This window comes from Verrucosispora sp. WMMD573, from assembly GCF_027497175.1.
Classification (GTDB): Bacteria; Actinomycetota; Actinomycetes; order Mycobacteriales; family Micromonosporaceae; genus Micromonospora.
Genome location: NZ_CP114901.1, coordinates 929,102 through 954,065, shown reverse-complemented (window position 1 = coordinate 954,065; position 24,964 = coordinate 929,102). Strand labels below are relative to the sequence as shown.

23 protein-coding genes and 1 tRNA gene are annotated in these 24,964 nt (G+C 71.0%); 15 read left to right on the top strand and 9 right to left on the bottom strand.

All coding sequences use genetic code 11. The features are described from left to right. The first annotated feature begins 38 nt into the window (after window positions 1–38). Window positions 39–1,703, top strand: coding sequence for a fumarate hydratase (locus O7601_RS04445; protein WP_281564994.1), 1,665 nt, complete (start codon window positions 39–41; stop codon window positions 1,701–1,703). Window positions 1,704–2,164: 461 nt separating this feature from the next. Here the strand turns inward: O7601_RS04445 and O7601_RS04440 are convergent, their stop codons facing one another. Continuing rightward, entirely contained in the window at window positions 2,165–2,755 is a 591-nt protein-coding gene (locus O7601_RS04440) for a hypothetical protein (protein WP_281564993.1), read from the bottom strand. Between the two features lie 57 nt (window positions 2,756–2,812). Here O7601_RS04440 and O7601_RS04435 point away from each other — a divergent pair, with 57 nt between their 5' ends. Continuing rightward, a complete protein-coding gene (locus O7601_RS04435) occupies window positions 2,813–2,968 on the top strand; it encodes a hypothetical protein (protein WP_281564992.1) in 156 nt (51 codons plus the stop codon). A gap of 64 nt (window positions 2,969–3,032) precedes the next feature. After that, window positions 3,033–4,442 (top strand): class II fumarate hydratase, encoded by a 1,410-nt coding sequence (locus O7601_RS04430; protein ID WP_281564991.1) that lies wholly within the window; start codon window positions 3,033–3,035, stop codon window positions 4,440–4,442. A 152-nt stretch (window positions 4,443–4,594) separates the two neighbouring features. Here the strand turns inward: O7601_RS04430 and O7601_RS04425 are convergent, their stop codons facing one another. Then, window positions 4,595–4,864, bottom strand: a complete 270-nt coding sequence (locus tag O7601_RS04425; RefSeq protein ID WP_281564990.1) for a hypothetical protein — start codon at window positions 4,862–4,864, stop codon at window positions 4,595–4,597. A gap of 372 nt (window positions 4,865–5,236) precedes the next feature. Here O7601_RS04425 and O7601_RS04420 point away from each other — a divergent pair, with 372 nt between their 5' ends. The 3 genes from O7601_RS04420 to O7601_RS04410 are packed head-to-tail and all read left to right on the top strand — an operon-like array spanning window position 5,237 to window position 6,617. Further along, entirely contained in the window at window positions 5,237–6,049 is an 813-nt protein-coding gene (locus O7601_RS04420; RefSeq protein ID WP_281566787.1) for a helix-turn-helix transcriptional regulator, read from the top strand. Next, window positions 6,040–6,225: a DUF397 domain-containing protein gene (locus O7601_RS04415; protein ID WP_281564989.1), complete on the top strand. Its 186-nt coding sequence runs from the start codon at window positions 6,040–6,042 to the stop codon at window positions 6,223–6,225. Before O7601_RS04420 ends, O7601_RS04415 begins: the two co-directional genes overlap by 10 nt. Beyond that, window positions 6,222–6,617: a pyridoxamine 5'-phosphate oxidase family protein gene (locus O7601_RS04410; RefSeq protein WP_281564988.1), complete on the top strand. Its 396-nt coding sequence runs from the start codon at window positions 6,222–6,224 to the stop codon at window positions 6,615–6,617. Before O7601_RS04415 ends, O7601_RS04410 begins: the two co-directional genes overlap by 4 nt. 38 nt (window positions 6,618–6,655) lie before the next feature. On the opposite strand, the gene O7601_RS04405 is transcribed toward O7601_RS04410, so the two are convergent. Then, a complete protein-coding gene (locus tag O7601_RS04405; RefSeq protein ID WP_281564987.1) occupies window positions 6,656–7,201 on the bottom strand; it encodes a CGNR zinc finger domain-containing protein in 546 nt (181 codons plus the stop codon). A gap of 83 nt (window positions 7,202–7,284) precedes the next feature. On the opposite strand from O7601_RS04405, the gene O7601_RS04400 reads away from it, so the two are divergent. The 3 genes from O7601_RS04400 to O7601_RS04390 are packed head-to-tail and all read left to right on the top strand — an operon-like array spanning window position 7,285 to window position 10,710. Then, window positions 7,285–8,244 (top strand): EamA family transporter, encoded by a 960-nt coding sequence (locus O7601_RS04400; protein WP_281564986.1) that lies wholly within the window; start codon window positions 7,285–7,287, stop codon window positions 8,242–8,244. A 13-nt stretch (window positions 8,245–8,257) separates the two neighbouring features. Next, on the top strand, window positions 8,258–8,998 hold the full coding sequence (locus tag O7601_RS04395) for an HAD family hydrolase (protein WP_281564985.1): 741 nt from the start codon (window positions 8,258–8,260) through the stop codon (window positions 8,996–8,998). Window positions 8,999–9,033: 35 nt separating this feature from the next. Next, window positions 9,034–10,710: a S8 family serine peptidase gene (locus O7601_RS04390; protein ID WP_281564984.1), complete on the top strand. Its 1,677-nt coding sequence runs from the start codon at window positions 9,034–9,036 to the stop codon at window positions 10,708–10,710. Window positions 10,711–10,769: 59 nt separating this feature from the next. On the opposite strand, the gene O7601_RS04385 is transcribed toward O7601_RS04390, so the two are convergent. Then, window positions 10,770–11,672 carry a hypothetical protein gene (locus tag O7601_RS04385; protein ID WP_281564983.1) on the bottom strand — a complete coding sequence of 301 codons (903 nt, stop codon included), beginning with the start codon at window positions 11,670–11,672 and terminating at the stop codon, window positions 10,770–10,772. 394 nt (window positions 11,673–12,066) lie between these two features. Beyond that, window positions 12,067–12,813 carry a helix-turn-helix domain-containing protein gene (locus tag O7601_RS04380; RefSeq protein ID WP_281566786.1) on the bottom strand — a complete coding sequence of 249 codons (747 nt, stop codon included), beginning with the start codon at window positions 12,811–12,813 and terminating at the stop codon, window positions 12,067–12,069. 170 nt (window positions 12,814–12,983) lie between these two features. On the opposite strand from O7601_RS04380, the gene cysS reads away from it, so the two are divergent. Together cysS and rlmB are read left to right on the top strand one after the other, a co-directional pair. Beyond that, a complete protein-coding gene (cysS, locus tag O7601_RS04375) occupies window positions 12,984–14,399 on the top strand; it encodes a cysteine--tRNA ligase (protein ID WP_281564982.1) in 1,416 nt (471 codons plus the stop codon). After that, a complete protein-coding gene (gene rlmB / locus O7601_RS04370) occupies window positions 14,399–15,520 on the top strand; it encodes a 23S rRNA (guanosine(2251)-2'-O)-methyltransferase RlmB (RefSeq protein WP_281564981.1) in 1,122 nt (373 codons plus the stop codon). The genes cysS and rlmB overlap by 1 nt, the downstream gene beginning before the upstream one ends. Window positions 15,521–15,587: 67 nt before the next feature. Here the strand turns inward: rlmB and ugpC are convergent, their stop codons facing one another. After that, window positions 15,588–16,679 carry a sn-glycerol-3-phosphate ABC transporter ATP-binding protein UgpC gene (gene ugpC / locus O7601_RS04365; RefSeq protein WP_281564980.1) on the bottom strand — a complete coding sequence of 364 codons (1,092 nt, stop codon included), beginning with the start codon at window positions 16,677–16,679 and terminating at the stop codon, window positions 15,588–15,590. A gap of 320 nt (window positions 16,680–16,999) precedes the next feature. Between ugpC and O7601_RS04360 the strand changes: the two genes are divergently transcribed. From O7601_RS04360 to O7601_RS04350, 3 genes are all read left to right on the top strand, one after another. Continuing rightward, window positions 17,000–17,076 (top strand) — tRNA-Thr (locus O7601_RS04360). 125 nt (window positions 17,077–17,201) lie between these two features. After that, window positions 17,202–18,170: a hypothetical protein gene (locus tag O7601_RS04355; protein WP_281564979.1), complete on the top strand. Its 969-nt coding sequence runs from the start codon at window positions 17,202–17,204 to the stop codon at window positions 18,168–18,170. Continuing rightward, window positions 18,167–19,813 carry a hypothetical protein gene (locus O7601_RS04350; protein ID WP_281564978.1) on the top strand — a complete coding sequence of 549 codons (1,647 nt, stop codon included), beginning with the start codon at window positions 18,167–18,169 and terminating at the stop codon, window positions 19,811–19,813. The genes O7601_RS04355 and O7601_RS04350 overlap by 4 nt, the downstream gene beginning before the upstream one ends. Window positions 19,814–19,965: 152 nt before the next feature. Here the strand turns inward: O7601_RS04350 and O7601_RS04345 are convergent, their stop codons facing one another. Beyond that, window positions 19,966–21,081, bottom strand: a complete 1,116-nt coding sequence (locus O7601_RS04345) for a glycosyltransferase (RefSeq protein WP_281564977.1) — start codon at window positions 21,079–21,081, stop codon at window positions 19,966–19,968. Continuing rightward, window positions 21,068–22,213: a glycosyltransferase family 2 protein gene (locus O7601_RS04340; RefSeq protein ID WP_281564976.1), complete on the bottom strand. Its 1,146-nt coding sequence runs from the start codon at window positions 22,211–22,213 to the stop codon at window positions 21,068–21,070. The genes O7601_RS04345 and O7601_RS04340 overlap by 14 nt, the downstream gene beginning before the upstream one ends. Window positions 22,214–22,412: 199 nt before the next feature. Between O7601_RS04340 and O7601_RS04335 the strand changes: the two genes are divergently transcribed. Further along, window positions 22,413–23,180 (top strand): enoyl-CoA hydratase/isomerase family protein, encoded by a 768-nt coding sequence (locus O7601_RS04335; RefSeq protein WP_348650255.1) that lies wholly within the window; start codon window positions 22,413–22,415, stop codon window positions 23,178–23,180. Window positions 23,181–23,406: 226 nt separating this feature from the next. On the opposite strand, the gene O7601_RS04330 is transcribed toward O7601_RS04335, so the two are convergent. Beyond that, window positions 23,407–24,933, bottom strand: a complete 1,527-nt coding sequence (locus O7601_RS04330; RefSeq protein ID WP_281564974.1) for an FAD-dependent oxidoreductase — start codon at window positions 24,931–24,933, stop codon at window positions 23,407–23,409. Window positions 24,934–24,964: the final 31 nt, after the last annotated feature.

The window sequence follows — 24,964 nt, the reverse complement described above, 5'->3', positions numbered from 1 at the left end:
GTGCCTCACGGCGGCACGGAGCGAAGCGGAGTGCCGTCGTGAGTGGCGCCGACTTCGCGTACGCCCCGCTGCTGCCGACGGGTCCGGACCAGACGGACTACCGCCTGGTCACCGACGAGGGCGTCGACGTGGTAAACGGCCCGGGTGGTCGCCGGTTCCTGACGGTCGAGCCGGCCGCGCTTACCGCGCTGACCGCCGAGGCGATGCACGACATCGCGCATTTCCTGCGCCCCGCGCACCTCGCCCAGCTGCGGTCGATCATCGATGACCCGGCGGCCTCCCCGAACGACCGGTTCGTCGCGCTGGACCTGCTGCGCAACGCCAACATCGCCGCCGGTGGGGTGCTGCCGATGTGCCAGGACACCGGCACCGCGATCGTGATGGGTAAGCGCGGCCGGCACGTGCTCACCGACGGTACCGACGCCGAGGCGATCTCGCGGGGGGTCTGGCAGGCGTACACCCGGTTGAACCTGCGCTACTCGCAACTGGCCCCGCTCACCATGTGGGAGGAGCGCAACACCGGCAGCAACCTGCCCGCCCAGGTCGAGCTGTACGCGGAGGACCCGGACGGGCACCCGGATGCGTACAAGTTCCTCTTCATGGCCAAGGGCGGCGGCTCGGCCAACAAGTCGTACCTCTACCAGGAGACCAAGGCACTGTTGAATCCGACCCGGATGATGCAGTTCCTGGAGGAGAAGCTGCGGCTGATCGGCACCTCCGCTTGCCCGCCGTACCACCTGGCGGTGGTGATCGGCGGCACCAGCGCCGAGTACGCCCTCAAGACCGCCAAGTACGCCTCCGCGAAGTATCTGGACGCCCTGCCGACCTCCGGTTCGATGACCGCGCACGGCTTCCGGGATCTGGAGCTGGAGGCCGAGGTGTTGGAGTTGACCCGCAACTTCGGCATCGGTGCGCAGTTCGGCGGTCGCTACTTCTGCCACGACGTGCGGGTGGTGCGGCTGCCCCGGCACGGCGCGTCCTGCCCGGTGGCCATCGCCGTGTCCTGCTCGGCCGACCGGCAGGCGGTTGCCAAGATCACCCCGTCGGGTGTGTGGCTGGAACGACTCGAAACCGACCCGGCCCGCTTCCTGCCCGACGTCACCGAGGCGCAGCTGGACGCGACCGAGGTGGTACGCGTCGACCTCAACCGGCCGATGGATGAGATCCGCGCCGAGCTGTCCAAGTACCCGGTGAAGACCCGGCTGTCGCTGAGCGGCCCGTTGGTGGTGGCCCGGGACATCGCCCACGCGAAGATCGCCGAGCGGCTGGACGCGGGCGAGCCGATGCCGCAGTACCTTCGTGACCACGCGGTCTACTACGCCGGCCCGGCCAAGACCCCGGAGGGCTACGCCTCCGGCTCGTTCGGCCCGACCACGGCCGGCCGGATGGACGCGTACGTGGCGCAGTTCCAGGCCGCCGGCGGTTCGATGGTGATGCTCGCCAAGGGAAACCGGTCGGCCCAGGTCACCCGCTCCTGCGAGCAGCACGGCGGCTTCTACCTCGGCTCGATCGGCGGCCCCGCGGCCCGACTCGCCCAGGACTGCATCAAGCACGTCGAGGTCCTGGAGTACGCCGAGCTGGGCATGGAGGCGGTCTGGAAGATCGAGGTGGAGGACTTCCCCGCCTTCATCGTGGTCGACGACAAGGGCAACGACTTCTTCGCCGAGGTCACCAAGCCGGTCCTCACCATCGGTAGCCGCTGAAATCAGCTGGACAATCACCCACCCGTTCTCTAGAGTTTCTGGAGATCGAGTGGGTGGCTCGCGGCCGCCCTCGTCGGACATGGCTGTGCCCCGGGCCGCGTGCTGAGCAGAGGCGAACACCGGGGCTTACGCCTACAACGATACCCCATTGGTGGTGAAACCCCAGTGGTCGTTCCCTATGAAGCGTCAGGGTTGGCATCTCGGAACTCCGGCTCGCGCCCTACGTAGCGGCTGAAGGGGGCGATCTCGGCAGGGCTCTTCGTCTCTACGCGTGAGACGTTGAGGTTTCCGGGGCCTTTCTCGGCATCCTGCACCTCCTGGAGATCCGCCTACGCAACGCGCTGGACGAGCAGTTGTGCCGGATGTATCAGCGGCAGGACTGGTGGGACGCGCCGGACCTGCGGATCCATCACATTGGCCGGCGCGCGGTCGTCAGGGCGTCCCAAGTCGTCAGCGCCCGTTCAGGCGTGATCACCCATGGCCACATGGTGGCTGAACTGTCCTTTGGGTTTTGGGTCGGCCTGTTGGGGAGGGGCGGATCGTGCGACTACGAAACTCGTCTCTGGCGCCCGGCACTCCGTCACGCGTTCCCGCACTACCGAGGCAGACGACAACCCCTCTATACGGACCTCGACCACATCCGGACATTCCGGAACCACGTCGCGCATCACGAGCCGATTCATGATAGGCACCTTGCCGCCGACCGGTTGACGATCTTTCGACTGCTCGGTTGGATCTGCCCGGACTTCGCGGACTGGGTGACTCCCCTCGACCGAGTGCCGGAGGTGCTCAGTCGACGGCAGGATGTTGTAGAGGGTCGACTCGCGCCACGCTTCTGACAGTTCGGGATCGTGGGTTTTGGAGGGGCGATGCCAGTTATAGAAATCGATCATGATACTGACCGCTACCTGGAGTTTGCAGCGAAGATCGCTGGGCTTTCGAAAGGGGCAGTGGTTGCGCGGCTGGTCGAGATCCACCGGCGTGGCCAGGAAGACGGACCCTCGCCCGAGGACTTGCCCGAGATCCGGGTCCACGCTGACTACGCGGGTCAACGTGTCTGGGCTACCTTCGTTCCCGGCCCAGGTAGGACGACGATCACCAGCTCGCCGGTGGAGGGAAAGACGTTCCGCACCCCGAGCGAGGCCGCCCGCGCGGTGGTGAGCGCGCTACGTCCGGGCGTCAGCCCACAACGTAACGGTTGGACCTTCTGGATCATCACCGAGACCGGTCAGCCGCTACAGACCGTCCGGCACACCTATCGATAGCAGACCCTGTCGGTAGGGAGATTGCTCGCCCGATCATCTGCACGTCGTCGCGGCGCGCGGCAGGATGGTATGTGTGACGACTCCAGAGGCGACCGGCTACCGGATCGAACGCGACTCGATGGGCGAGGTGGAGGTGCCCGCCGAGGCGTTGTGGCGAGCCCAGACGCAGCGGGCGGTGCAGAACTTCCCGATCTCCGGCCGAGGCATCGAGCCGGCCCAGATCCGGGCGCTGGCCCAGATCAAGGGGGCGGCGGCAGAGGTCAACGGCGACCTGGGGGTGATCGACGCGAACGTGGCCGCCGCGATCGCGGCCGCCGCGGCGCACGTGGCCGACGGCGGGTACGACGACCAGTTCCCGGTGGACGTGTTCCAGACCGGCTCCGGTACCTCATCGAACATGAACACCAACGAGGTGATCGCCACCCTGGCCGGGCGGGAACTGGGCAGCAGCGTTCATCCCAACGACGACGTCAACGCCTCGCAGTCCAGCAACGACGTCTTCCCCTCGTCGATCCACCTCGCGGCCACCGAGGCCGTCGTACGGGATCTGCTGCCGGCGCTGAACCACCTGGCCGCCGCGCTGGAGGCGAAGGCGTCGGAGTTCGAGACCGTCGTGAAGGCCGGGCGTACGCACCTGATGGACGCCACCCCGGTGACGCTCGGGCAGGAGTTCGGCGGGTACGCAGCCCAGGTTCGCTACGGCATCGAACGCATCGAGGCCGCGTTGCCCCGGCTGGCTGAGCTGCCGCTGGGCGGTACGGCGGTCGGCACCGGCATCAACACCCCGCTCGGCTTCGCCGCCCGGGTGATCGAGAAGCTGCGCGCCTCGACCGGGCTGCCATTGACCGAGGCGCGCAACCATTTCGAGGCGCAGGGCGCCCGGGACGCCCTGGTCGAGACGTCGGGGCAGCTGCGTACCGTCGCGGTCGGGCTCTACAAGATCGCCAACGACATCCGCTGGATGGGCTCCGGCCCGCGCGCCGGCCTCCGTGAACTGCGTATCCCGGACCTTCAACCGGGCTCGTCGATCATGCCCGGCAAGGTCAACCCGGTGGTCTGTGAGGCCGTCCGGCAGGTCTGCGCGCAGGTGATAGGCAACGACGCGACCGTGGCCTTCGCCGGCTCGCAGGGCGACTTCGAACTGAACGTCATGCTGCCGGTGATGGGCCGCAACATCCTGGAGTCGATCCGGCTGATCGCCGCGTCGAGCCGCCTGCTCGCCGACCGGTGCGTGGTCGGCCTGGTCGCGGACGCCGAGGTCTGCCTGTCGTACGCCGAGGGTTCGCCGTCGATCGTCACACCGCTCAACCGTCACCTCGGCTACGACGAGGCCGCCTCGATCGCCAAGGAGGCGCTGGCGAAGCAGATCTCCATCAAGGAGGTGGTGATTTCGCGGGGCCACCTCGACTCCGGCAAGCTCTCGGAGACCCAGTTGGAGGAGGCGCTCGACCTGCTCCGCATGACCCACCCCTGACCCGAGCCACCGCCCGCGCCCGCCCAGGCACGCCCGCCCGCGCGTCGGTCCGTGCCCGCGCCTGCCGGTCGGGCTGGCTTGATCGACTCCGGTTGCGGCATCTCGGCGTATCCGGGCGGCTGATGGCCGCAAGATGCCGCAACCGGAGTCGATCAGCCATCGGCCATTCGATGCCTGGGCACCCAGGCGAGGAAGCGGGCGAAGAGCGCCGCTGGATCCGGACCGTCCTGCGGGTTCAGGCGGTACAGGTCGGCGGCAGCCTCGTGCAGTACCGCGCAGAGGTAGATGCTGAGCGCGACCCGGTCGTGGGCGTACTCGGTTACAAGATCGAGCCGTGCGGCGGCGCAGGGCCACGGTGCGGCGCAGACCCGGCAGAGCCAGAGCGGACGCAACGGCAGGTGCGTCCGGGGCGATGCGCCCATGCCCCTCACCCTCGGCCGCCGCCGTGCCGGTCGGTTCGGGGTGCGCTTCGGTACCCGGCTCGGGAGGTGGTTCGACGGGCATTCCACGGCGCGGTGCGACGGGCAGTTCGGGACATGGGACAGCCTCCTGCCGAGCTGAGTCTTTTGCGTAAATCGCCCCGGCGGTGGGACCGCCCGGCCGGGGGAGCGGACGGTCCCACCTCGACGCCGTGCTCGGGGGATGAGCGGCGAGCGTCGCGCTTCACAGTCTGCTGAGGACGCCCCTACGCTCGGAAGTGTTTGTGCCTGCTGTCCGAGAGCCACTGCCGGTGGCCGGGCTGCCGGTGGCGTGGCGCTGGAGTCGATCGACCGGTTGCTGGAGGGCGGTTGGAGATGGCGGGTGGACAGCTGACGGCGGCGGCGTTCCTGGTTGCGGAGCTGCGCCGGGCTCGGGTCCGACGGGGATGGAGTCAGGAGGAGTTGGCCAGGGCCGTCAACTACTCGCCGTCGATGGTCAGCGCGGTCGAGCTGGGCCAGCAACCGCCCACCCCGAAGTACCTGGACCTGGCCGACAAGGCCCTCGACACCGGCGGCATCTTCGGTCGCATGCTCACCGACCTGGTAGCCCTCGACAAAGCCCAGGTCTGGCAACGTGGCTGGCGCGCCATCGTCGAACAGGCGACAAAATTGCGTTGGTTTGAACCGGTATACGTCCCTGGCCTGCTGCAGACGGAGGCTTATGCGCGGGCGGTCTTCGAGTCTGGGGATCTGTTACCGGCCGAGGAGGTGACGAGTCGGCTGACGGATCGGATGGACTCACAGAGGGTCTTGTATGGCGATAGGCCGCCCCGGCTGATTGCGATCCTTGACGAGGGCGTGCTGCGGCGTCAGGTCGGGAGTCCCAAAGTGATGGCTGAGCAGGCAGCGCACCTTGCGCGCATCGCAACCGAGCATCCCAGGGTGACTGTGCACGTCGTCTCGCGCTCCCGCGAGGAATACCCCGCGCTCGGTGGTGGCTTTGTGGTTGCGACACTTCCGGACGGCAGCGAACTCGGCTGCCTCGGTGGCCAGGTCAAGACGCACGAGTTGCACGAGGCGGCAGCCCTCGATCGACTGCATGTCGTCTGGGAAGCTACGTTGGGCTTGGCGCTGCCTCCGCAGGAATCCGTCAACCTGACGAGAGGGGTGGCCGAATCATGGGCCTGAACAGTGAACCTTGGCGCAGGAGCAGCCGCAGCTCCCAGGCCAACGAGTGCGTCGAAGTGGCGGTCGGGCATTCCGGGGTGGGGGTGCGGGACAGCAAGGATCCGGCTGGGCCGGTGCTGAGCTTTGACGCGTACGCCTGGCGGGTTTTTGTCGCGGCACCGCCGCGCCGGACGTGACCACCTCGCCCGGCGCGGAGGTGTCGGAGCGGCTGGCGCGGGAGCGGGTCGTGTGGATCTGCACGCTGCGGCCGGACGGCTCGCCGCATCTGACGCCGGTCTGGTTCCACTATGTCGAGGGTGAGTGGTGGATCGCCTCCGGTGAGCGCAACCGGAAGGTTCGCAACATCGCTGCCGACCCCCGGGTGTCGCTGGCGCTGCCCGACGGAGATGCGCCGGTCGTCGCGGAGGGCGAGGCGAGCATCGTCCGCCGGCCCTTCCCGCCCGACGTGGTCGAGGCGCTTCGTCGCCGGTACGGCGGTTGGGACGTCACGGTTGACGGCCCGGACGGCCGCTACGTGCTGCTCCGGGTCGTGGTGACCCGCTGGCTGATGGCCGGCCGTGCCCGCTGAGCTGTGTCGGTCGCCTCGGATTGGCCGCACACCTGCGCTCAGGAGTGGGCGGCGGCCCGGCGTGCGCGGTAGGCGCTGACGGCCGCCCGGTTACCGCAGCCGGCTTCGCAGAACCGGCGGGAGCGGTTCTTGGAGAGGTCGACCAGCACGTTGTCGCAGTCGGGGTGCTCGCAGATGCGCAGCCGGCGCAGTTCGCCGCCGCGTACCACGTCCGCGATCGCCATCGCCGCCTCGACCGCGATCCGGGTGGCGAGCGGGGCGTCCCGGGGTACGGCGTGCAGATGGTACGGCTCGGTGTCGTGCGTGATGAGCTGGGGCAGCGCACGGTGCTCGCGGAGCAGGGCGTTGACGATCGACACGATCTCGTCCACCTCGGCGTGCCAGATCCGGCGGAGACGGGGGCGCAGGGCGCGCACCGCCCGTAGCTCGGTGTCGGTGTGCTCGTGCCGGCCGCTGTAGGAGTGACTGGTGAAGAAGGCGTCCAGGGCGGCGACATCCGGGAGGCCCTCTCCGCCGGATCCGGCGGTGTTGACCAGCGCCGCGGCGGCGATCAGGGAGCACTCAGTGTCATGGGCGAAAAGCAACTTGACTCCTGTCGTGGCTCGACCTAACGTCATCGGCGTAACCTATTTTGCCCATGGCGGGCAGTCGTGCCAAGGAGAGCCCCATGCGTCAACCGCCCGCCGCAGGTACCGGTCTCGCGCTGGCCCTGCTCTCCGCGATCACCTTCGCCACCTCGGGCACCTTCGCCCGATCCCTGATCGACGCCGGCTGGTCGGCCGAGGCGGTCGTCATCGCCCGGGTCGGCGTCGCCGCCCTGATCCTGATGATGCCCGCCGTGCTCGTCCTGCGAGGGCGCTGGCCGGTATTGCGCCGCAACCTCGCCTCGATCGGCGTCTTCGGGCTGCTCGGGGTCGCGGTCGCGCAGGCGTGCTTCTTCAACGCCGTGCGGTACCTGCCGGTCGGCGTCGCGTTGCTGCTGGAATACCTCGGCATCATTCTCGTCGTCGGATGGACCTGGCTGGTGCAGGGCCAGCGTCCCCGGCGGCTGACCGTCGCCGGCTCGGTGGCGGCCATGGTCGGGCTGATCTTCGTGCTCGACGTGACCGGGACGGGCCGGCTCGACGTGGTCGGCGTCCTCTGGGGACTCGGTGCCGCGGTCGGGCTGGCCGGATACTTCGTGCTCGCCGGCCGGGTCGACCCGGCCCTGCCGTCGACGGTCATGGCCAGTGGCGGGATGGCCGCCGGTGCCGGTGTGCTGTTGCTGCTCGGCCTGAGTGGCGCGTTGCCGTTGCGGGCCACCTTCGACACCGTGCAGTTCGCCGGCACGCAGACCAGTTGGCTGGTGCCGATCGCCGGTCTGACGCTGGTGGCCGCAGTGGTGGCCTATCTGGTGGGGATCGCCGCGGTGCGGGCGCTCGGCTCCCGGATGGCCTCGTTCGTCGGGCTGACCGAGGTGATGTTCGCGGTCCTGATCGCCTGGCTGGTCCTGGGAGAGCTGCCGACGGTGGTGCAACTGTTCGGCGGACTGCTGATCGTCGCGGGTGTGGCGCTGGTCCGCCTCGACGAGCTGCGGATCCCCGTCCAGCCGGCTCCGCTGAAGGCGACGGAGCCCGCCCTGCGGTGACATGCTGAACGGCATGCTGAGCACGGTGGTGTTCGATGCCGACGAAACCCTGGTCGATCTGCGTCCGGCCGTCACCGGGGGACTGGAAGCCGTGCTGGCGCAGATGCGGCGGCTGACCCCGGTCGCGGCCGGCGTCACGCTCGCTGACCTGGAATCGGACTGGGGCGCGGTCTTCGGTGACCTGGCCGCCGCGCCGGTGGCCGAGATCCGGCGTGCCGCCCTGGCCCGGTCCCTGGATCGGGCCGGGCTCGGTGCGCACCTGGACGAGATCAGCGAGCTTTTCTTCGCCCGCCGCTTCGCGCTGACCCGGCCGTTCGTCGACACGCTGCCGGCACTGGCGGCTCTGCGTCAACGATGGACGCTGGGCTTCGCCACCAACGGCAACAGCCGCGCCGAACGCTGCGGCCTCGTCGGCGAGTTCGCCTTCGAGGTGTACGCCCATTGCGACGGAGTGCCGAAGAAACCGGCCCCGGATTTCTACGCGGCCGTGTGCGCCGCCGCCGGAGTCGATCCGGCTCAAGTGGTACATGTCGGTGACAACCCGGCCCATGACGTGGTCGGAGCACAGCAGGCTGGCCTGCGGGCCGTGTGGCTGAACCGCCGAGGCGAGCGGTTGCCGGCCGATGTGGTGCCGGATGCCGTGGTCTCGACCCTGGCCGAGCTGCCAAGCGTGCTGGCCGATCTTTCCGGCGAAGCGGATCTTCCGCCGTTAATCCGGCGCTGCTCTGGCGAAACCTCACGCATTGATGTCTGATGACGCCACGTCCCTCAACGAGAGGATCCGATGTGGTGAGCAAGCGCTTCACCGTCGGTGCCGTCGCAACCGCGACGGCACTGACACTCACGGTCACAGGTCTGGGAGTGCCCGCCAGCGCCGAGCCGGCGGAACTGCGGACCTTCACCGTGGTCGCCGAGGACGGCGTCTCCACCGACGCGGCGACTGCCGCGATCCGGTCGGCGGGCGGGACCGTGGTGTCCCGCAGCGACGAGGTCGGTGTCTACCAGGTGACCACCGACCGGGCCGACTTCGCGACGAAGGCGACCTCCGCCGCTGCCCTGATCGGTGCGGCAGAGGAGAAGGCGATCGGGCGCAAACCGCGCCTCGACCGGGTCGAGCAGGAACACCTGCTGGCCGCGGCGGCTGCCAAGGGCGCCGGTAAGCAGCGGGGCAAGAAGATGGACCCGCTGGACGACAAGCTCTGGGGTCTGGAGATGATCCGGGCCGACAAGGCGCGCAAGGTGGAGCCCGGCGACCGCCGGGTGACCGTCGGTGTCCTTGACACCGGCGTGGACGCCGGTCACCCCGACATCGCCCCCAACTTCGACTGGGCACTGTCGCGCAACTTCGCCCCCGACATTCCCGAGATCGACGGGGAGTGCGAGGTGGCGAGCTGCCTCGACCCGGTAGGCACCGACGACGGTGGTCACGGTACCCATGTCGCCGGCACGATCGGCGCTGCCGCCAACGGCTTCGGTCTCTCCGGTGTCGCGCCGAAGGTGTCCCTGGTCAACCTCAAGGGTGGCCAGGACTCCGGCTACTTCTTCCTCAACCCGGTCGTCAACGCCCTGTTGCATGCGGGCAGGTCGGGGCTCGACGTGGTCAACATGTCCTTCTACGTCGACCCGTGGCTCTACAACTGCACGGCCAACCCGGCTGACTCGCCCGAGGCGCAGGCGGCCCAGCGGGCCACCATCAAGGCAATGCGGCGGGCGCTTACCTTCGCCCACAACCGGGGCGTGACTCTCGTGGGTGCCCTTGGCAACAACCACGAGGATCTGGGCGACCCGCGTACCGACGTCTCCAGCCCCAACTACGGTGACGTCGCGCCGTACCCGCGCGAGATCGACAACGACAGCTGCTGGGACCTGCCCACGGAGGGACCGCACGTCATCAGCGTCTCCGCCGTCGGCCCGTCCGGTAAGAAGTCCGACTTCTCGAACTACGGCACCGAGCAGACCGCTGTCGCCGCTCCCGGTGGCTGGTTCCGCGACGGCTTCGGCACGGACACCTTCCGTACCGACGCCAACATGATCCTCTCCACCTACCCGAAGCATGTCCTCCAGGAGGAGGGCGCGGTCGACGAGGACGGCAACATCGTGCCCGGCGCCGAGACCTTCGTGTTCAAGGACTGCAAGCGCAACGGCGAGTGCGGGTACTACACCTACCTCCAGGGCACCTCGATGGCGGCACCGCACGCCTCCGGGGTGGCCGCGCTCATCGTGAGCCGCTACGGCAAGCAGCAGGGCCGCAACGGCTACGGCATGGCGCCAGACCGGGTCGAGCAGCAGCTTCTTCGGACCGCCGCCGCGACGGCCTGCCCGGAGCCGCGGCTGTTCAGCTACGCCAACGAAGGTCGCCCGGCCGAGTTCGACGCCTACTGCGACGGCTCGCGAAGCTTCAACGGCTTCTACGGGCACGGCATCATCGACGCGTACGCGGCGGTGACGGTAAAGCCGCGCGGATAGCACCCCTCTGATCGAAGGCACGATGGCCGGGCTGGAACTCTCAGCCCGGCCATCTGCCGTCATCGGCGCCACCCCCGGTCGAGAAGCGCGGCGCGGACTTCCCGGACGATCGCGGGGAAGTCCTGGTGGAGACGGCGACTGGTCACGTGCAACACCAGCCAGCCGGCACCGACGAGACGGTTGAGTCGCTGTCGGTCCCGATGGAGCTGCTCGTGGTCCGAATGCCAGTGCCCGTCGTATTCCACCGCCACGCGGAAGGCGGGCCAGGCGAGGTCCGGATGCAGGATCAGACCACCGGACGCCTGCACCGGATGCTGAACGACCGGTCGAGGCAGACCGGCCAACACCAGGCGGATGCGCAGCTGCGACTCGGCCGGCGACTGAGCCGCCGGCTCAGCCAGATCGAACAGCCAGCTCGCCCGGCGGATCCCGGGACGGCGGTCGTGTCGGGCCGCGAACTGGGTGAGAGCTGCCCGTGTGGTGAGTCCCCGGCCGAGCAGGGTGTCGATGATCGCGATCGCGTGGGTCGGCTGCAGCCAGACGGCGCTCTCCCACGCTGCTCGGGTCGGGTCGCTGCGGCGGAGCCTGCTCGTGCCGATGCCGTGGAGCCAAGGTTCCTCCGAAATCGTGTGCACTTGCAGGCCGGGTTGGCTGCGCAGCCCGGCTGGCGCCGGCACGAGCACGTGAACCTTGTCGGCGAAGCCTGCGGCATGCTCGACCCCGTGCAGGTACGCCGCCGACGGGCCGGCGAAGGCTGCCGCGACCGGCAGTTGCAACGCCACGGCGCGGCAGGCCAATTCGTGATCGCGGTCGAGCCGGGCATCGGCGTAAATGTCCCGCCGTAGTCGAGCCCAGGCGGAACTGCGAAGCTGGTGCGTGGTGAGTAGGCCCTGGCGGACGGCCTCCGAGCCGCGGAAGACCTGCCACGCAAGGGCGCTCGGTCGGCGTGCTTGAGCTGGCATGAACGAGAGCCTGCGCGTCGTGTGGTCGCCTCGGCAGCCCCTGTGGACAACCGCCGGCAGGGCCTCGGTCGTCCCCTGTGGATAACCCTCCCAGCCCTCGCTGGTGTGCTATAGGCGTCACTGCTGCCCTGCCCGTGCTGCCCTGCCCGTGCTGGGCTGGCCGCGCGCGCCCGGCCTGACTGCCCAGGCCCGTGCCGCAACTTGCGGCAAGTTGGGCTTTCGAGCTGTGGTTTCGGCGCGACTTGCCGCAAGTCGGGTCGGGCAGGGCCGGTCCTTGCCGGGGCAGGGCCGGTCTTGTCGTGCAGGGCCGGTGTTGCCGGGCGGTTCGGCAGGGCTGGGCCGGTCAGGTCAGGGGAACGGGGCGGGCGCTAGGGCCAGCGGAAGGGGCGGGCGGTCAGGTGAGGGCGGTGGTGATGGCGGTGGCGGCGGCCAGCACCTGTGCGCCGACGGCCTCGGCGTCCAGCGGGGCCAGGGCCACCACCCCGACGCTCGCCTCCAGGCCGGGCACCCCGAGTACCGGCGCGGCCACCCCGTACGCGCCGGATTGCAGCTCGCCGGCGGTGCTCACCGGGCCGGTGTCGCCCGACCGGCCCGCCAGGATGGCCCGCCCGGCGGCACCCCGCTCAAGCGGGTGTCGGGCCCCGGTCCGGTACGCGACGTGGAACGACGTCCAACTCGGCTCGACGACCGCCAGCGCGACACCCTCGCCACCTTCCACCACCGTGAGGTGGGCGGTGGCTCCGGCCTGTTCGGCGAGCCGCCGCAGCGCGGGCAGTGCTCCCTCGGCGAGCAGCGGTTGGGCCCGTCGGGCCAGGTGCAGCACCCCGGCGCCGAGGCGCAGCCGGCCGTCGGTGTCACGGCGCAGCATGCCGTGTCCGGCCAGCGGCCCGACCAGCCGATAGACGGCGGCTCGACCGATGCCCAACCGGGTCGCGGCCTCGGTGACGGTCAACCCACCCGGGACGTCCGCCACCAGGTGCAGCAGCCGCAGCCCTCGGTCCAGGGTCTGCGACGCCTCGCCACCCCGCACGGCCGATCCGCTCGACGCCGGCCCGCTCGACGCCGGCCCGCTCGACGCCGATCCGCTCGACGCCGGCCCGCCGGATCTCAGCTCACCGGCAAGTGCTGAGCCGTTCGGCATTCGGCCGCCCGGCGTCGGGCTGTCCGGCGGCGGTACGGCAGCGCCGGGCGTCGCTGGAGTGCTCACGACCAGCAGCGTACGGCCAGCGGGTGGTCATCGGCAGGCGCGGAGCGGTCGGGTGCTACCAGGCTCCGGCCGGGCAGGCAACAGCGGACGGCTACCCTTGTACGGTGACGCTACGCCTGTATGACACCGCCGCCCGATCGGTGCGGGACTTCGTCCCGCGGGAAGCCGGCAAGGTGGGGGTCTACCTGTGTGGTCTCACCCTTCAAGCGCCGCCGCACATCGGCCACCTTCGCTCCGGGGTCAACTACGACGTGTTGCGTCGCTGGCTGGCGGTTGCCGACTTCGAGGTCACCTTCATCCGCAACGTGACCGACATCGACGACAAGATCCTGGTCAAGGCGCAGGAGCAGGAGCGCCCCTTCTGGTCGATCGCGTACGCCAACGAGTTGAAGCTCGCCGAGGCGTACCGGGCGTTGAACGTGCTGCCGCCCACCTACGAGCCACGCGCCACCGGTCACATCCCCGAGATGCACGACCTGATCGCGTTGCTTATCGAACGCGGGCACGCCTACCCGGCCACCGACGGCTCCGGCGACGTGTACTTCGACGTGTGCTCGTGGCCGTCGTACGGTGCGTTGTCCAACCAGTTGCCCGACGACATGCAGTCCGCCGGTGACGCGCCGGACCGGGGTAAGCGTGACCCGCGTGACTTCGCCCTCTGGAAGGGTGCCAAGCCGGATGAGCCGGCGGATGCCTACTGGCCGTCGCCGTGGGGGCGGGGCCGGCCCGGCTGGCACATCGAGTGCTCGGCGATGTGCTGGCGCTATCTGGGCGCGGAGTTCGACATCCACGGCGGCGGGCTCGACCTGACCTTCCCGCACCACGAGAACGAGCTGGCCCAGTCCCAGGCCGCCGGCCTGCCCTTCGCCCGGTACTGGGTGCATCACGGCCTGCTCGGCATCGGCGGGACGAAGATGGGCAAGTCGCTGGGGAACGCCCTCGACCTGGACTACGTCGCCTCTCTCGGGGTGCGCCCGGTCGAGCTGCGCTACTACTACGTGGCCGCTCACTACCGGTCCCGGATCGACTACTCCGAGGAGGCGTTGCGCGAGGCGGCCGTCGCGTACCGGCGGATCGAGGGCTTCGTGACCCGGGCCCTGGAACGGGTCGGTGCGGGTGGGCTCGGCGAGCTGCCGGCCGCGTTCGTCGCCGCGATGGACGACGACCTGAACACCTCGGCCGCGCTGGCGGCGTTGCACGAGGTGCTGCGGGACGGCAACAACGCGCTGGCCGGCGGGGAGGATGTGACCGTCCGCACCACGCTCGCCAGCGTCCGCGCGATGCTGGATATCCTCGGAGTCGACCCCCTCGACCCGGCCTGGACCGGCGGAGCCCGGGCGAGCGACCTCCGTGGTGTGGTGGACTCCCTGATCGCCCTGGCACTGGAACAGCGCGCGCAGGCCCGGGTCCGCAAGGACTGGGCCGCCGCCGACGCGCTGCGGGATCAACTCAAGCGGGCTGGAGTGGTGGTCGAGGACACCCCACAGGGGCCGCGTTGGACTATTGGAGAGCAGGACTGATGGCCGGCAATTCCCAGCGCCGTGGTCGGCGGGTGGCGTCGAAGGCCAGTGCCCCGAAGGGGTCCGGCGGAAAGAACCGGGACTCCCTCGCCGGACGCGGCCGGACGTTGCCGGCCGACGAGCGGCCCTGGCACAAGGCGTACTCCGGCACCGAGAAGCTGCCGCAGCGCACCGCCTGGAAGCAGGAGAAGGAGCGCCGCGCGGCGGCCGAGGAGGGGCGGGCGCCAAAGATCGGCAAGCCCGGCAGCAAGGACACCACCTGGGGCAAGGGCGGGGGCCGGGGCACGGCCACCAGCAAGCCGGGCCGCGCCAAGCAGCCCGCCGGACGGGGCGGTCCCCGGGTCGCGCCGGGACGCAAGTCGAACCCGGCGAAGGACGCCCCGGAGCTGCTGGTCGGTCGCAACCCGGTGCTGGAGGCGCTGCGTGCCCAGGTGCCGGCGACCGCGCTCTACACGGCGCAGGGCATCGACATCGACGACCGCGTCAAGGAGATCGTCCGTACCGCCGCCGACCGGGGCATCGCGATCCTTGAGGTGAGCCGCGCCGAGCTGGACCGGATGACCGGGGGCGTGCTGCACCAGGGCGTCGGTCTCCAGGTGCCGCCGTTCGCGTACGAGCCGTTCGAGGATCTGGTCGCCGCGGCTTTGGAACAGCCGGCACCGCTGCTGGTGGCGCTGGACGGGGTCACCGATCCGCGTAACCTCGGCGCGGTCATCCGCTCCGCCGCGGCGTTCGGCGCGCAGGGTGTCTTCGTACCGGAGCGGCGGGCCGCCGGGATCACCGCGACGGCCTGGCGGACCAGCGCGGGCGCGGCGGCCCGGGTGCCGGTGGCCCAGGTGACCAACCTGACCCGATCGCTGAAAGCCTGCCAGGACGCCGGGTTCGTGGTGGTCGGCCTGGACGCCGACGGGGAGACGGACCTGTACGACCTGGAGGCCGCCGTCGGTCCGCTGGTCGTGGTGGTCGGCTCGGAGGGGCGGGGGTTGTCCCGCCTGGTCGGGCAGACCTGCGACCTCACCGTCAGCATCCCGATGATCTCCGAGGTGGAGTCACTGAACGCGAGCGTGGCCGCCGCGGTCACGCTGGCCGAGGTGGCGCGCCGCCGGGCCGTCGACGGCTGAGAATCGCAGAGCGTACGCGCAAAGGGGCGGCCCGCCATCGGCGGACCGCCCCTTTCCGGTTGCTACCTCAGATGCGCTGACCGGTGGCGGAGTGGAAGACGTGGCTCTGGCCGGTACGCGGCTTCACGAAGATCGTGTCGCCGAGCTTCGGCATGGTCCGACGGTCCGTGCGCACCACGAACCGCTCGGAGGCACCGTCGAGCGCGGCGTGGCCGTAGACGTTGGCGTCGGAGCCCAGGTCCTCGACCAGCTCGACCACCACCGGCATGCCACCCTCGGTCGCGCTGACGATGTCGCAGTCCTCCGGGCGGAAGCCCACGGTGACCTTGCCGTCGCCGCCCTCGGCGTTGGCCGCCTCGACCTGCTCGCGGGTCAGCGGCACGGACATCTCGGCGAACAACGCGCCCTGCTCGCTGAACGGCACGGTCTTGATGTTCATGGCGGGCGAGCCGATGAAGCCGGCGACGAAGACGTTGGCCGGAGTGTCGTAGAGCGTCCGCGGGGTGTCGACCTGCTGGAGCACGCCGTCGAGCATGACCGCGACCCGGTGGCCCATGGTCATGGCCTCGACCTGGTCGTGGGTGACGTAGACGGTGGTGATGCCGAGCTTGGCCTGCAGCGACGCGATCTGCGTACGGGTCTGCACCCGCAGCTTGGCGTCGAGGTTCGACAGCGGCTCGTCCATCAGGAAGACCTGCGGCTCCCGGACGATGGCCCGGCCCATCGCGACCCGCTGGCGCTGACCACCGGAGAGCGCCTTGGGCTTACGGCTGAGGTACTCCTCCAGCTGGAGCAGCGCCGCCGCCTCCTTGACCCGCCGGTCGATCTCGGACTTGGAGGTCTTGCGCAGCTTGAGCGCGAACGCCATGTTCTCGTACACCGTCATGTGCGGGTAGAGGGCGTAGTTCTGGAAGACCATCGCGATGTCGCGGGCCTTCGGCGGCAGGTGGGTGACGTCCCGGTCGTCGATGTAGATCGCGCCGTCGTCGACGTCCTCCAAGCCCGCGAGCATGCGCAGGCTGGTGGACTTACCACAACCCGAGGGGCCGACGAGGACGAGGAACTCGCCGTCGCCGATCTGGAGGTCGAGCTGGTTGACCGCGGGGCGTTCGGTGCCCGGGTAGATCCGGGACGCCTTCGCGTAGGTGACCGTAGCCATGAGGGGGACGCTTCCTTTCACCGGCAGGAACGTGCCGGACGATCCGAGTGAAGGAGCGACCGGCACGGATGCCCGTACCGGCGCCACGGCCGCAGCGGGGCGGGCCCGTGTCGGCCGTGTCACTGCACGGTAAACGGCTTTCGCCGCAATGCCAAGGTCGACCGGTGAGCGGTACTTCCGAAGCATTCGCATTCCGGTCACTCGGGCACGGTCGGACACGAATCGACGTCCACGGGTCGGGATGTTGACGTTTCCCATGCTCGGGACCCCTGCCGAGCAGGTAAACCGGACGTCGGTCGCTATGCTGGCCGGGACACAACGCCCCTGTAGCTCAGCTGGCCAGAGCACCCGCCTTGTAAGCGGGATGTCGCCGGTTCGATCCCGGCCGGGGGCTCCATCCGTATCACGCATGGCACACCGGGTGGACATCTCGGCGTGGCCGGGTGTTCAGACGGGCCGTTTAGGCTCCGCCTCCACCCGTCACGCCGTGACCCGTCACCACGACCAGGGGCGCCCGCCACCGTGCACCATGCCAACCACTACTACGGGCACTCCCACGTGCTGGCCCGCTACTGCGGGCTCGACGACCGGGATCCGCCCCGCATCCACGGCTACCTCCAGCACGGATGGAACATCGGCGACGGCATGGCGTACGACCACGAGTTCGTGCCGGGCGTACCGCTGTTCCTGTGGTCGGAGCGGACCCGGCGGCGAGCCTGGTCCCTCGGCCGCCGACAGACGTACGTGGTCGGTTCCCCGTGGGCGTACCTGTTGGCGATGGAACCGGACGACCCGCCACGGCGGGAGGGCACCATCTGGTACCCCTTCCACGGTTGGGAGGGGCAGCAGATCGTCGGCGACCACGACCGGCTGATCGAGGAGATCCGAGCCGTCGAACCGGGGCCGGTCACGGTCTGTCTCTACTGGCAGGAATACCGATCGGCCCGGGTACGCCAGCATTACGAGCGGGCCGGCTTCCGGGTGATCTGCCACGGCTACCGGGGTGGCCGGTGGCGTGACCTCGACCCGGGTTTCCTGCACCGGCAACTGGCCGAGCTGCGCCGGCATCGCCGGGTCGCCTCGAACCGGCTGTGCAGTGCCGTCTTCTACGGCATCCTGGCCGGCTGTGAACCGGCCGTCTACGGCGATCCGATGCAGCTGGCCGGCGAGGCGCCGATCTGGGGCGGCCAACCACGGATCCGCCGCCAGTGGGCGGCCCTGCACGGTCCGCAGGTCGATCCGGACAGCGCCCGTGCCCTGGCCGTCGCCGAGCTGGGTGCGGACCGGCTGCTGCCACCGGCCGAGCTGCGCCGGCTGTTCCGCTGGCCCGAGCCCGCCGACCGGCACCGGGCCACTGCCACTGCCACTGCGCCCCGACCCGGCGGCGAGCAGCACGGTGGGACCGGCAACGGCCAGCACGGCGGGGTTACCGGCGGAGAGACGACGGGGTCCGCTCCGACCTCGCGGCACGGCACGGAGGTTGGTCGATGAGCGAGGTGCACCTGTTCGGTGACGAGATGCTCGGCTGGTCGGATCTCGACGGCGCGCACGGCCGGGGACCGGTACGCGGGCCGGGGCTGGCGGCCCTGCTGCTGTCCGTCGCGGCCGGCCGCACACTTGTGGTGGGGCCGCACGATTCCCGCCTGCTCGACGCGCTGCCCTCGGCCGACCTGACCGTGCTGGTGCGGGGACTGCCCGACGCCGAGACGCTGGCCTCCCGCTACGCCGACCGCGCCGGGGTGCGGGTGTGCTGCGGCGGCCCGGAGAAGCTCGCTGGGACGCCTCCGTACGACACCGTGGTCGCCCTGGACGGGCTGGACCGCCTCGACTCGGTGGAGGGGGCGCAGCTGACCTGGGGCGAGACCTTCGACCTGCTGGTGTCGGTGCTGCGGCCCGGCGGGCGGCTGCTGCTCGGGGTCGAGAATCCACTCGGGCTGCACCGCATGCTGACGTCGCCGCCGCCGAGTGCCGACTCCGACTGGTCGGCACTCGGCGAGTACGACGACACCCGTCCCGCCGGCCCGGCACGGCTGCGGGCCCGGCTGACCGCGTCGGGGCTGCGGATCGGCGGCACCTGGGCGGTCTTCCCGTCCCCCGTCGCGCCGGCCGCCCTGATCGACCCCGAACTGCTGGCCGACCCGGAGGTGACCGGGTTCCTCCAGGCCGTGCTCAGCGACGCCGTCGTCGGTGACCGGGCCGTGCTCAGCGACGCCGTCGTCGGTGACCGGGCCGTCGTCGGCTACGGCCGGGGCGGGACGCATGACCCGGCCGCCGGACGCGATGACCCGGTGCCGGCCGCACCGCTGCTGGCCGATCCGGCTCGGCTGGCCGGGGCCGCTGTCCGGAACGGAATCGCCGTGGAACTCGCGCCGGCCTGGGTGCTGCTCGGCGAGCGCCTGCCGGATCCGGTGACCCCGGCGGATCAGTCCGTCGCGCGCGCCCGCCCTGGGGCCGATTGGACCGGGGCGCCGCCCGCGGCACTGCTGGTGCGGGACGGTCGGCTCCGGGAGGTGCGCCGGGATCCGGTGGGCCGGTGGCGGTTCGCCGACGGCGGGGCCGTTCCGTCGGGGCGTACCGTCGAGGATCTGGTGGTGGCCGCGACGTTGCGCCGGGACCTGCCGGCGGTGCGGGCGCTGCTCACCGCCTGGCAGTCAAGTGCGGAGGCGGGGATTCCGGCGGACGCCGTGGTCGTCGCCCCGGCCGGCACCTGGCACGGGCTGGCCGAGGCCACCGAGCCGACGCTGGCGCTGCGGCGGCTGGCCGCCCGGCTGATCGACACCGGGATCGCCGACCTCTGGCCGGCCGGTGAGCTGACCGGCATGCTGACCACGATGTCCGGTCGGGAGCCGGGGGCGTCGCAGGGCCAGGTGGCGGGTGCGGCTACCGGCGGGTGGCGGGAACTGCTGTTGGACCGCGACCGACTGGCCCGCGAGCTGTCCGAGGCGCGCGCGCTCCAAGACTGGTACGAACGGACGCTTACCGAACGTGACGACGAGTTGAAACGGCTGCGTCGAATCGTCTCACTGCTGCACGGCACCCCCACCGCACGAGCCGGCCGCCTTCTGCTGGCCGGTGCCCGCACCGCCCGCCGCACCGCCCGTTCCGCCGTCCACCGCCTCCGCCCCACCGACTAACAGCCCCACCCCCCCCACCCCGCGATCATGCAGTTATGGCGGCAACACAACGGCATGAAAGGGACGTATCGGCGACCACAACTGCATGATCGCCGGATGCGGTGGGGCTCGGCGGGCGGGGGCAGGGTGGGGGCAGGGTGGGGGTGGCGGGGTCAGGGTGGGGGGAGGAGGGAGTTGTAGAGGGCTTCGAGGCGACGGGTCTGCTGATGCAGGTCGAAGTCGGTCTCGGCGCGGTGGCGGGCGGCCTTGCCGAGGTGGCCGCGCAGCGGAGCGTCGGTGAGCAGGCGACGGAGGTTGGCCGCCAGGGCCGGCCGGTCGCCTTCCGCGCAGAGCAGGCCGTTCGACTCGTGGGTGACCGCCTCGGGGATGCCACTGTGGTAGGTCGCGACGACCGGCACGCCGAGACTGAACGCCTCAAGGATCGTGGTGGGCAGTCCCTCGGTGTCGCCGTCCGTCGCGGTACGCGACGGCGCGGCGAGCAGCCGGGCCTCGGCGATGTGCCGCATCACCTCGGACGGCGGCAGCGCGCCGGGAAACGTGGCGTCCACGCCCAACTGTGCGGCACGGACGCGTACCCGCTCGCGCAGCGGCCCGGTGCCGACGAACAGCACGCGGGGACGCAGTTCGGAGAGCATGCCCAGCGCCTCGACGAGATCCTCGACGCCCTTCTTCTCGACGAACCGGCCGACGAACACGACGTCCCACCGCTTCGGCCCGGTGACCGGCTCCGGTGGTACCGGGACACCGGTGTGGTGGACGCGGATCTTCGCCGGATCCGCTCCCAGCGCCACCGCCCGGTCCCGGATCGCCCCGGAGACGGCCAGGATCAGCGCGGCCCGACCGAACATGGTCCGCAGGTTCCGCCGATGCCGAGCGCCGCGCGGACCGGGTGCCGCCGCCTGCCGGGTGACGTCGAGACCGTGCAGGGTGACGACCAGCGGGATGCCCAGCTGTTCGGCGGTACGGCTGACCAACCAGCCGTCCCCGCCGAAGTGCGCGTGCACCAACCCGGGGCGTAGCCGGGCCAGCAGCCGACGCAGCCGGGGTGAGCCGCCGGTCAGCCGCAACCGCAGCCATTCGCGGCGGCCACGCGGCGTGGCCGGGCACAACACCACGTCGCTGTCTCGGGACAGCGGTGAGGCCACCCGGACGGCACCCAGGTAGACCGGACGCCAGGTGGACAGCGCGTCGGCCTGGTTGCGGATGAAGGTCTCCGAGCCGGGTAGCAGGCAGCTGCGCCAGATCACGGCGACCCTATCGCCGGACATCGGCCCCGATCCCCGCCGCCCCGGCGGCGCCGGCCGTCCCCGTCTTACCGGCGGCGCCGGCCGTCCCCGTCTCACCGGCGGCGCCGGCCGTCCCCGTCGACGTCCCGGCGTCGGCCGTCGCGCCACCCGGCGGTCGTCGCCCGGCATCGACGCCGGGTTCGGTGCTCGCGGGCTCCTCCGGCAAGGCCGGACCTCCGTGCCGGCCACGGCCGAGGATCCGGTCACGTATCCGGTGCCGCAGCTGCGGCGGGAGCAGCCAGATCTGCCCGAACGTCAGGTAGTCGACGAGGCCCGGCCGTCCGTGCCGGCGAGCCTCGGCGAGCAGCAGCCGGAAGATCCGGAAACTGCGCGTAGGCGCGGCCATCGAGCTGATGATGCTCATCGTGATGGCCGCGTAAGCCCGTGGCGTGATCAGTGGTCGGATCCCGCGCAGCCACTCCAGCTGGGCCTCCCATGGCGAGCTGAGGCTGATCCGTGGCCGGTCCTCGTCCTGGTGCCAGAGCACCAGCGGCTCGGCTGCGATGAGCAACTCGACGTCCGGGTGGCTGGTCGCGCGTACGGTCCAGTCCAGCTCCTGCTGCCGGCGCAACCCGACGGTGAACGGCACCCGGCGCAGCAGCTCGGTAGGCGCCATGATGGTCGAGGTCTGGATGAACCCGTCGCCGTGGAACAGCCCGCGCCGCAGGGTGAGGTACTCGCAGATCGGCTCGCCCGGCTCCGGCAGCCGCCGGGGCATCACGAACTGTGCCCGGGGCGTCTTGTTGATCAGCCGGCTGGCGAGGATCGGGCTGCTCACCGTGGCGCTGCCGGCCAGCTCCAGCTGCGTGGCGAGCTTGGTGGGGAGCCACTCGTCGTCGTCATCGAGCAGGGCGGTCCAGGGGGCGCGCGCCTCGCGTACGCCGGTGTTGCGGGCGTTGGGTGCGCCACCCTTGCCGGGCAACTCGACCACGCGTAGCCGGGGGTCGCCGATCTCGGCGAGGGCCTTGCCGGTCTCCTCGTCCGGACCGTCCACCACGACGATCACCTCGATGTCGGTGACGGTCTGCGCGAGGGCGCTGCGCACCGCACGGCTCACCAGCTCCGGTCGGGCGAAGGTGGGGATGACCACGCTTACCTTGGGTGGGGATGGCATGACCACCTGCTCACTCGTGTCGGCTACGACGTGCGCGCACGGTGACGTTAGGAGGCGCGAGCGGCCCTGAGGTGAATGCCGGGCTGCGATCAGGCGTACAGCGGCGGTCCTCGGGTGGCCCACCCGGCCGACGGTGCGGCAGACGTCGCTAGGGTCGCCGCAGGTGACGTACGGCGTGGTGCGGCGGAGGGACGGTGCGGTGGTGGACGCGGACCTGGTGGTCGAGGTCGCGGGTGCGGTGGCCACGGTGGTGATCCACAACCCGGGCCGGCGTAACGCGATGACCCCGGCCATGTGGCGGCGGCTGCCGGTGCTGCTCGACGGTCTGGAGTCCGACCCGGCGGTACGCGTCGTGGTGCTCACCGGTGCCGACGGCACCTTCTGCGCCGGTGCCGACCTGGGCGATCTGGACGAGTTGCTGGCCGCCGGTGACGGCAGCATCGCCGTCGCGGCGGAGGAGCGGCTGGCCACCTTCGCCAAGCCGACCGTGGCCGCCGTGCGGGGTGCCTGCGTCGGGGGCGGCTGCCAGTTGGCGGTCGCCTGTGACCTGCGGATAGCCGGGGCCGATGCGCGGTTCGGCGTACCGCCGGCCCGGCTGGGGCTGGTCTACCCGGCGCCCACCACCCACCGGCTGGCCCGACTGATCGGCCCGGCGGCGGCGAAGCACCTGCTCTTTACCGGCGAGTTGGTGACCGCCGACCGGGCGCTGCGGATCGGCCTGGTCGACGAGGTGCTGCCCGATGTCGATCTGGCCGCCCGGGTCGACAACCTCACCGGCGTGATCGCCGAGCGTTCGCAGCTCAGCGTCGTCGCCGCCAAGGAGATCGTGGACGGACGGGCGGACGAGGCTCGGATGGCCTGGTGGCACGGGCAGGTACGGATGAGCGGCGAGGCCCGGGAGGGCGTGGCGGCCTTCCATGAGCGCCGTGCGCCGCACTTCGGCTGGGTGCCGCCCGCCGCCCGCTGAACCAGTCAACCGGGTCGACCTCGAAGCAGCCGGCGACGCCCGGGCCGGCGGGAGGGGCCGGCGGGCGCGGCGCCGATGTGCAACGCCGCCCCCTGTGCCCGCCGGCCGGCCCGGATCTGGCGAATCCCGCAACGGCGGTTGACCCTGCGCGATTACGGTAGGTGTGGTCGAGGTGAGGCGGCAACGCATTTCGATGGCCGGCTCGGCACTGAACGTCGCCCCGAGGTCAGCGTCGGGCGAGCAGACCACGCGGCCGGATCGAGTCGAGCGGCTCGGCGGCACCGCCCTCGACGCGCAGGATGTGGTTCGCCGCGAGGATTCCGGTGGCCGCCGCCCGTTCCATGAGTGCGCTGGGGAAGTCGGTGCCGATGCCGTCGCCGGCCAGGTAGAGGCCGGCGGCGTCGGTGCGCACCCCCGGGCGTCCCGCGTGGCTGCCCGGTGTGAAGGCCGGTGCCTTCGCCTCGACCCGGGCGCGCAGCTCCCGTACCCGTAGTCGGTTCGTCTCCGGCCAGAGCACGGCCAGCTCGGCGCGCATCCGTTCGGCCAGCTCGGTGGCGGGCACGTCCGGCTCGCAGGCGTACGCGTGCAACTCGATCACCGAGCCGCCGGTCCGCTCGGCCCAGTGGCGAGATTCGCGCTCCAGCCGGTGGTACAGCGTCACCGAGTCCAACGTGGCCTGTCGGGACACCCCACTGAAGATCGCCCGCCCGGTGTCGACATCCCCGTCGCACCAGTAGCGGGCGACCGCGTACGGAGGGCCGGGCCGGCCGTACGCGGGCAGCGCCGCCGCCAGCGCCGGGGCCTGCTCGGTCAGCGACGGCGAGCCCTCGACCAGGGTGGCGAGTGCGGGCGGGTCGACGGCGAGCACGACGTGTCCGGCGCGGTACGTGCCGTGCGTGCTGTGCACCTGCCAGCCATCGGGGTCGCGGTGCAGACCGGTGACCGGCTCCCCGGTGCGGATCCGGCCGCCTTGCCGCTCGACGTGCCGGCCCAACGGCCCCCAGATCGACGTGGCGTAGTCCTCGTCGGGGCAGTCGAAGGCCAGTCCTTCCGGGTTGCCGAGCAGGTAGAAGTGGAACTGCGCGATCATCTCGGCGGCCGACATCTCCGCTTCGTGATTGAAGAACGAGTGGGAGAAGACCTCGAAGAGCATCGCCCTGGCCCGGTCGGGCAGCCGCAACGAGTCGAGCAGCTCGTCGGCGGTGCGGTGGTCGAACTCGGCGTAGGTGCGTACCGGGTCGTACGTCAGCAGGGGCAGGGCCGCGTCCCGGTCCATTCCACGCAGGTCCCGCAGGCGCAGGCTGGGGCTGCGGGCGAGCAGGGTGAGCAGGTTCGCCGGTGGCGCGGGGGGCAGCCGCCCGAACTCCTCGGTCGGCCACTCGGCGCTGAGCACCGGATAGCCGGGGACGGCCCGCAGGAAACGCAGCGTCGGGTCGACCCGACGCAGGATGTTCCGCCAGTTGTAGTACTGCCGGAAGAAGGCGTGGAAGCCGTGTTCGTCGACCTGGCGGGTGCCGTCGGCGAGGGTTTCCGGCCAGGCACCGAGCCGGCCGCCGAGGGTGGGTGCGGCCTCCAGCACGGTCACCTCGACACCCCGTTCGGCGAGCACCACCGCCGCGGACATGCCGGCGATGCCGCCGCCGACGACCACGGCGGTGACCGGATGCGGCACGCGGGAGGCACCACCTCCGCCGGGGTCGACGCGGTGCCGGCGTACGCCGATGAACCGTCCGGCCAACTGCGACAGCGTCACGCTAACCTCCCCGGTCGACCCTGCACAGTGT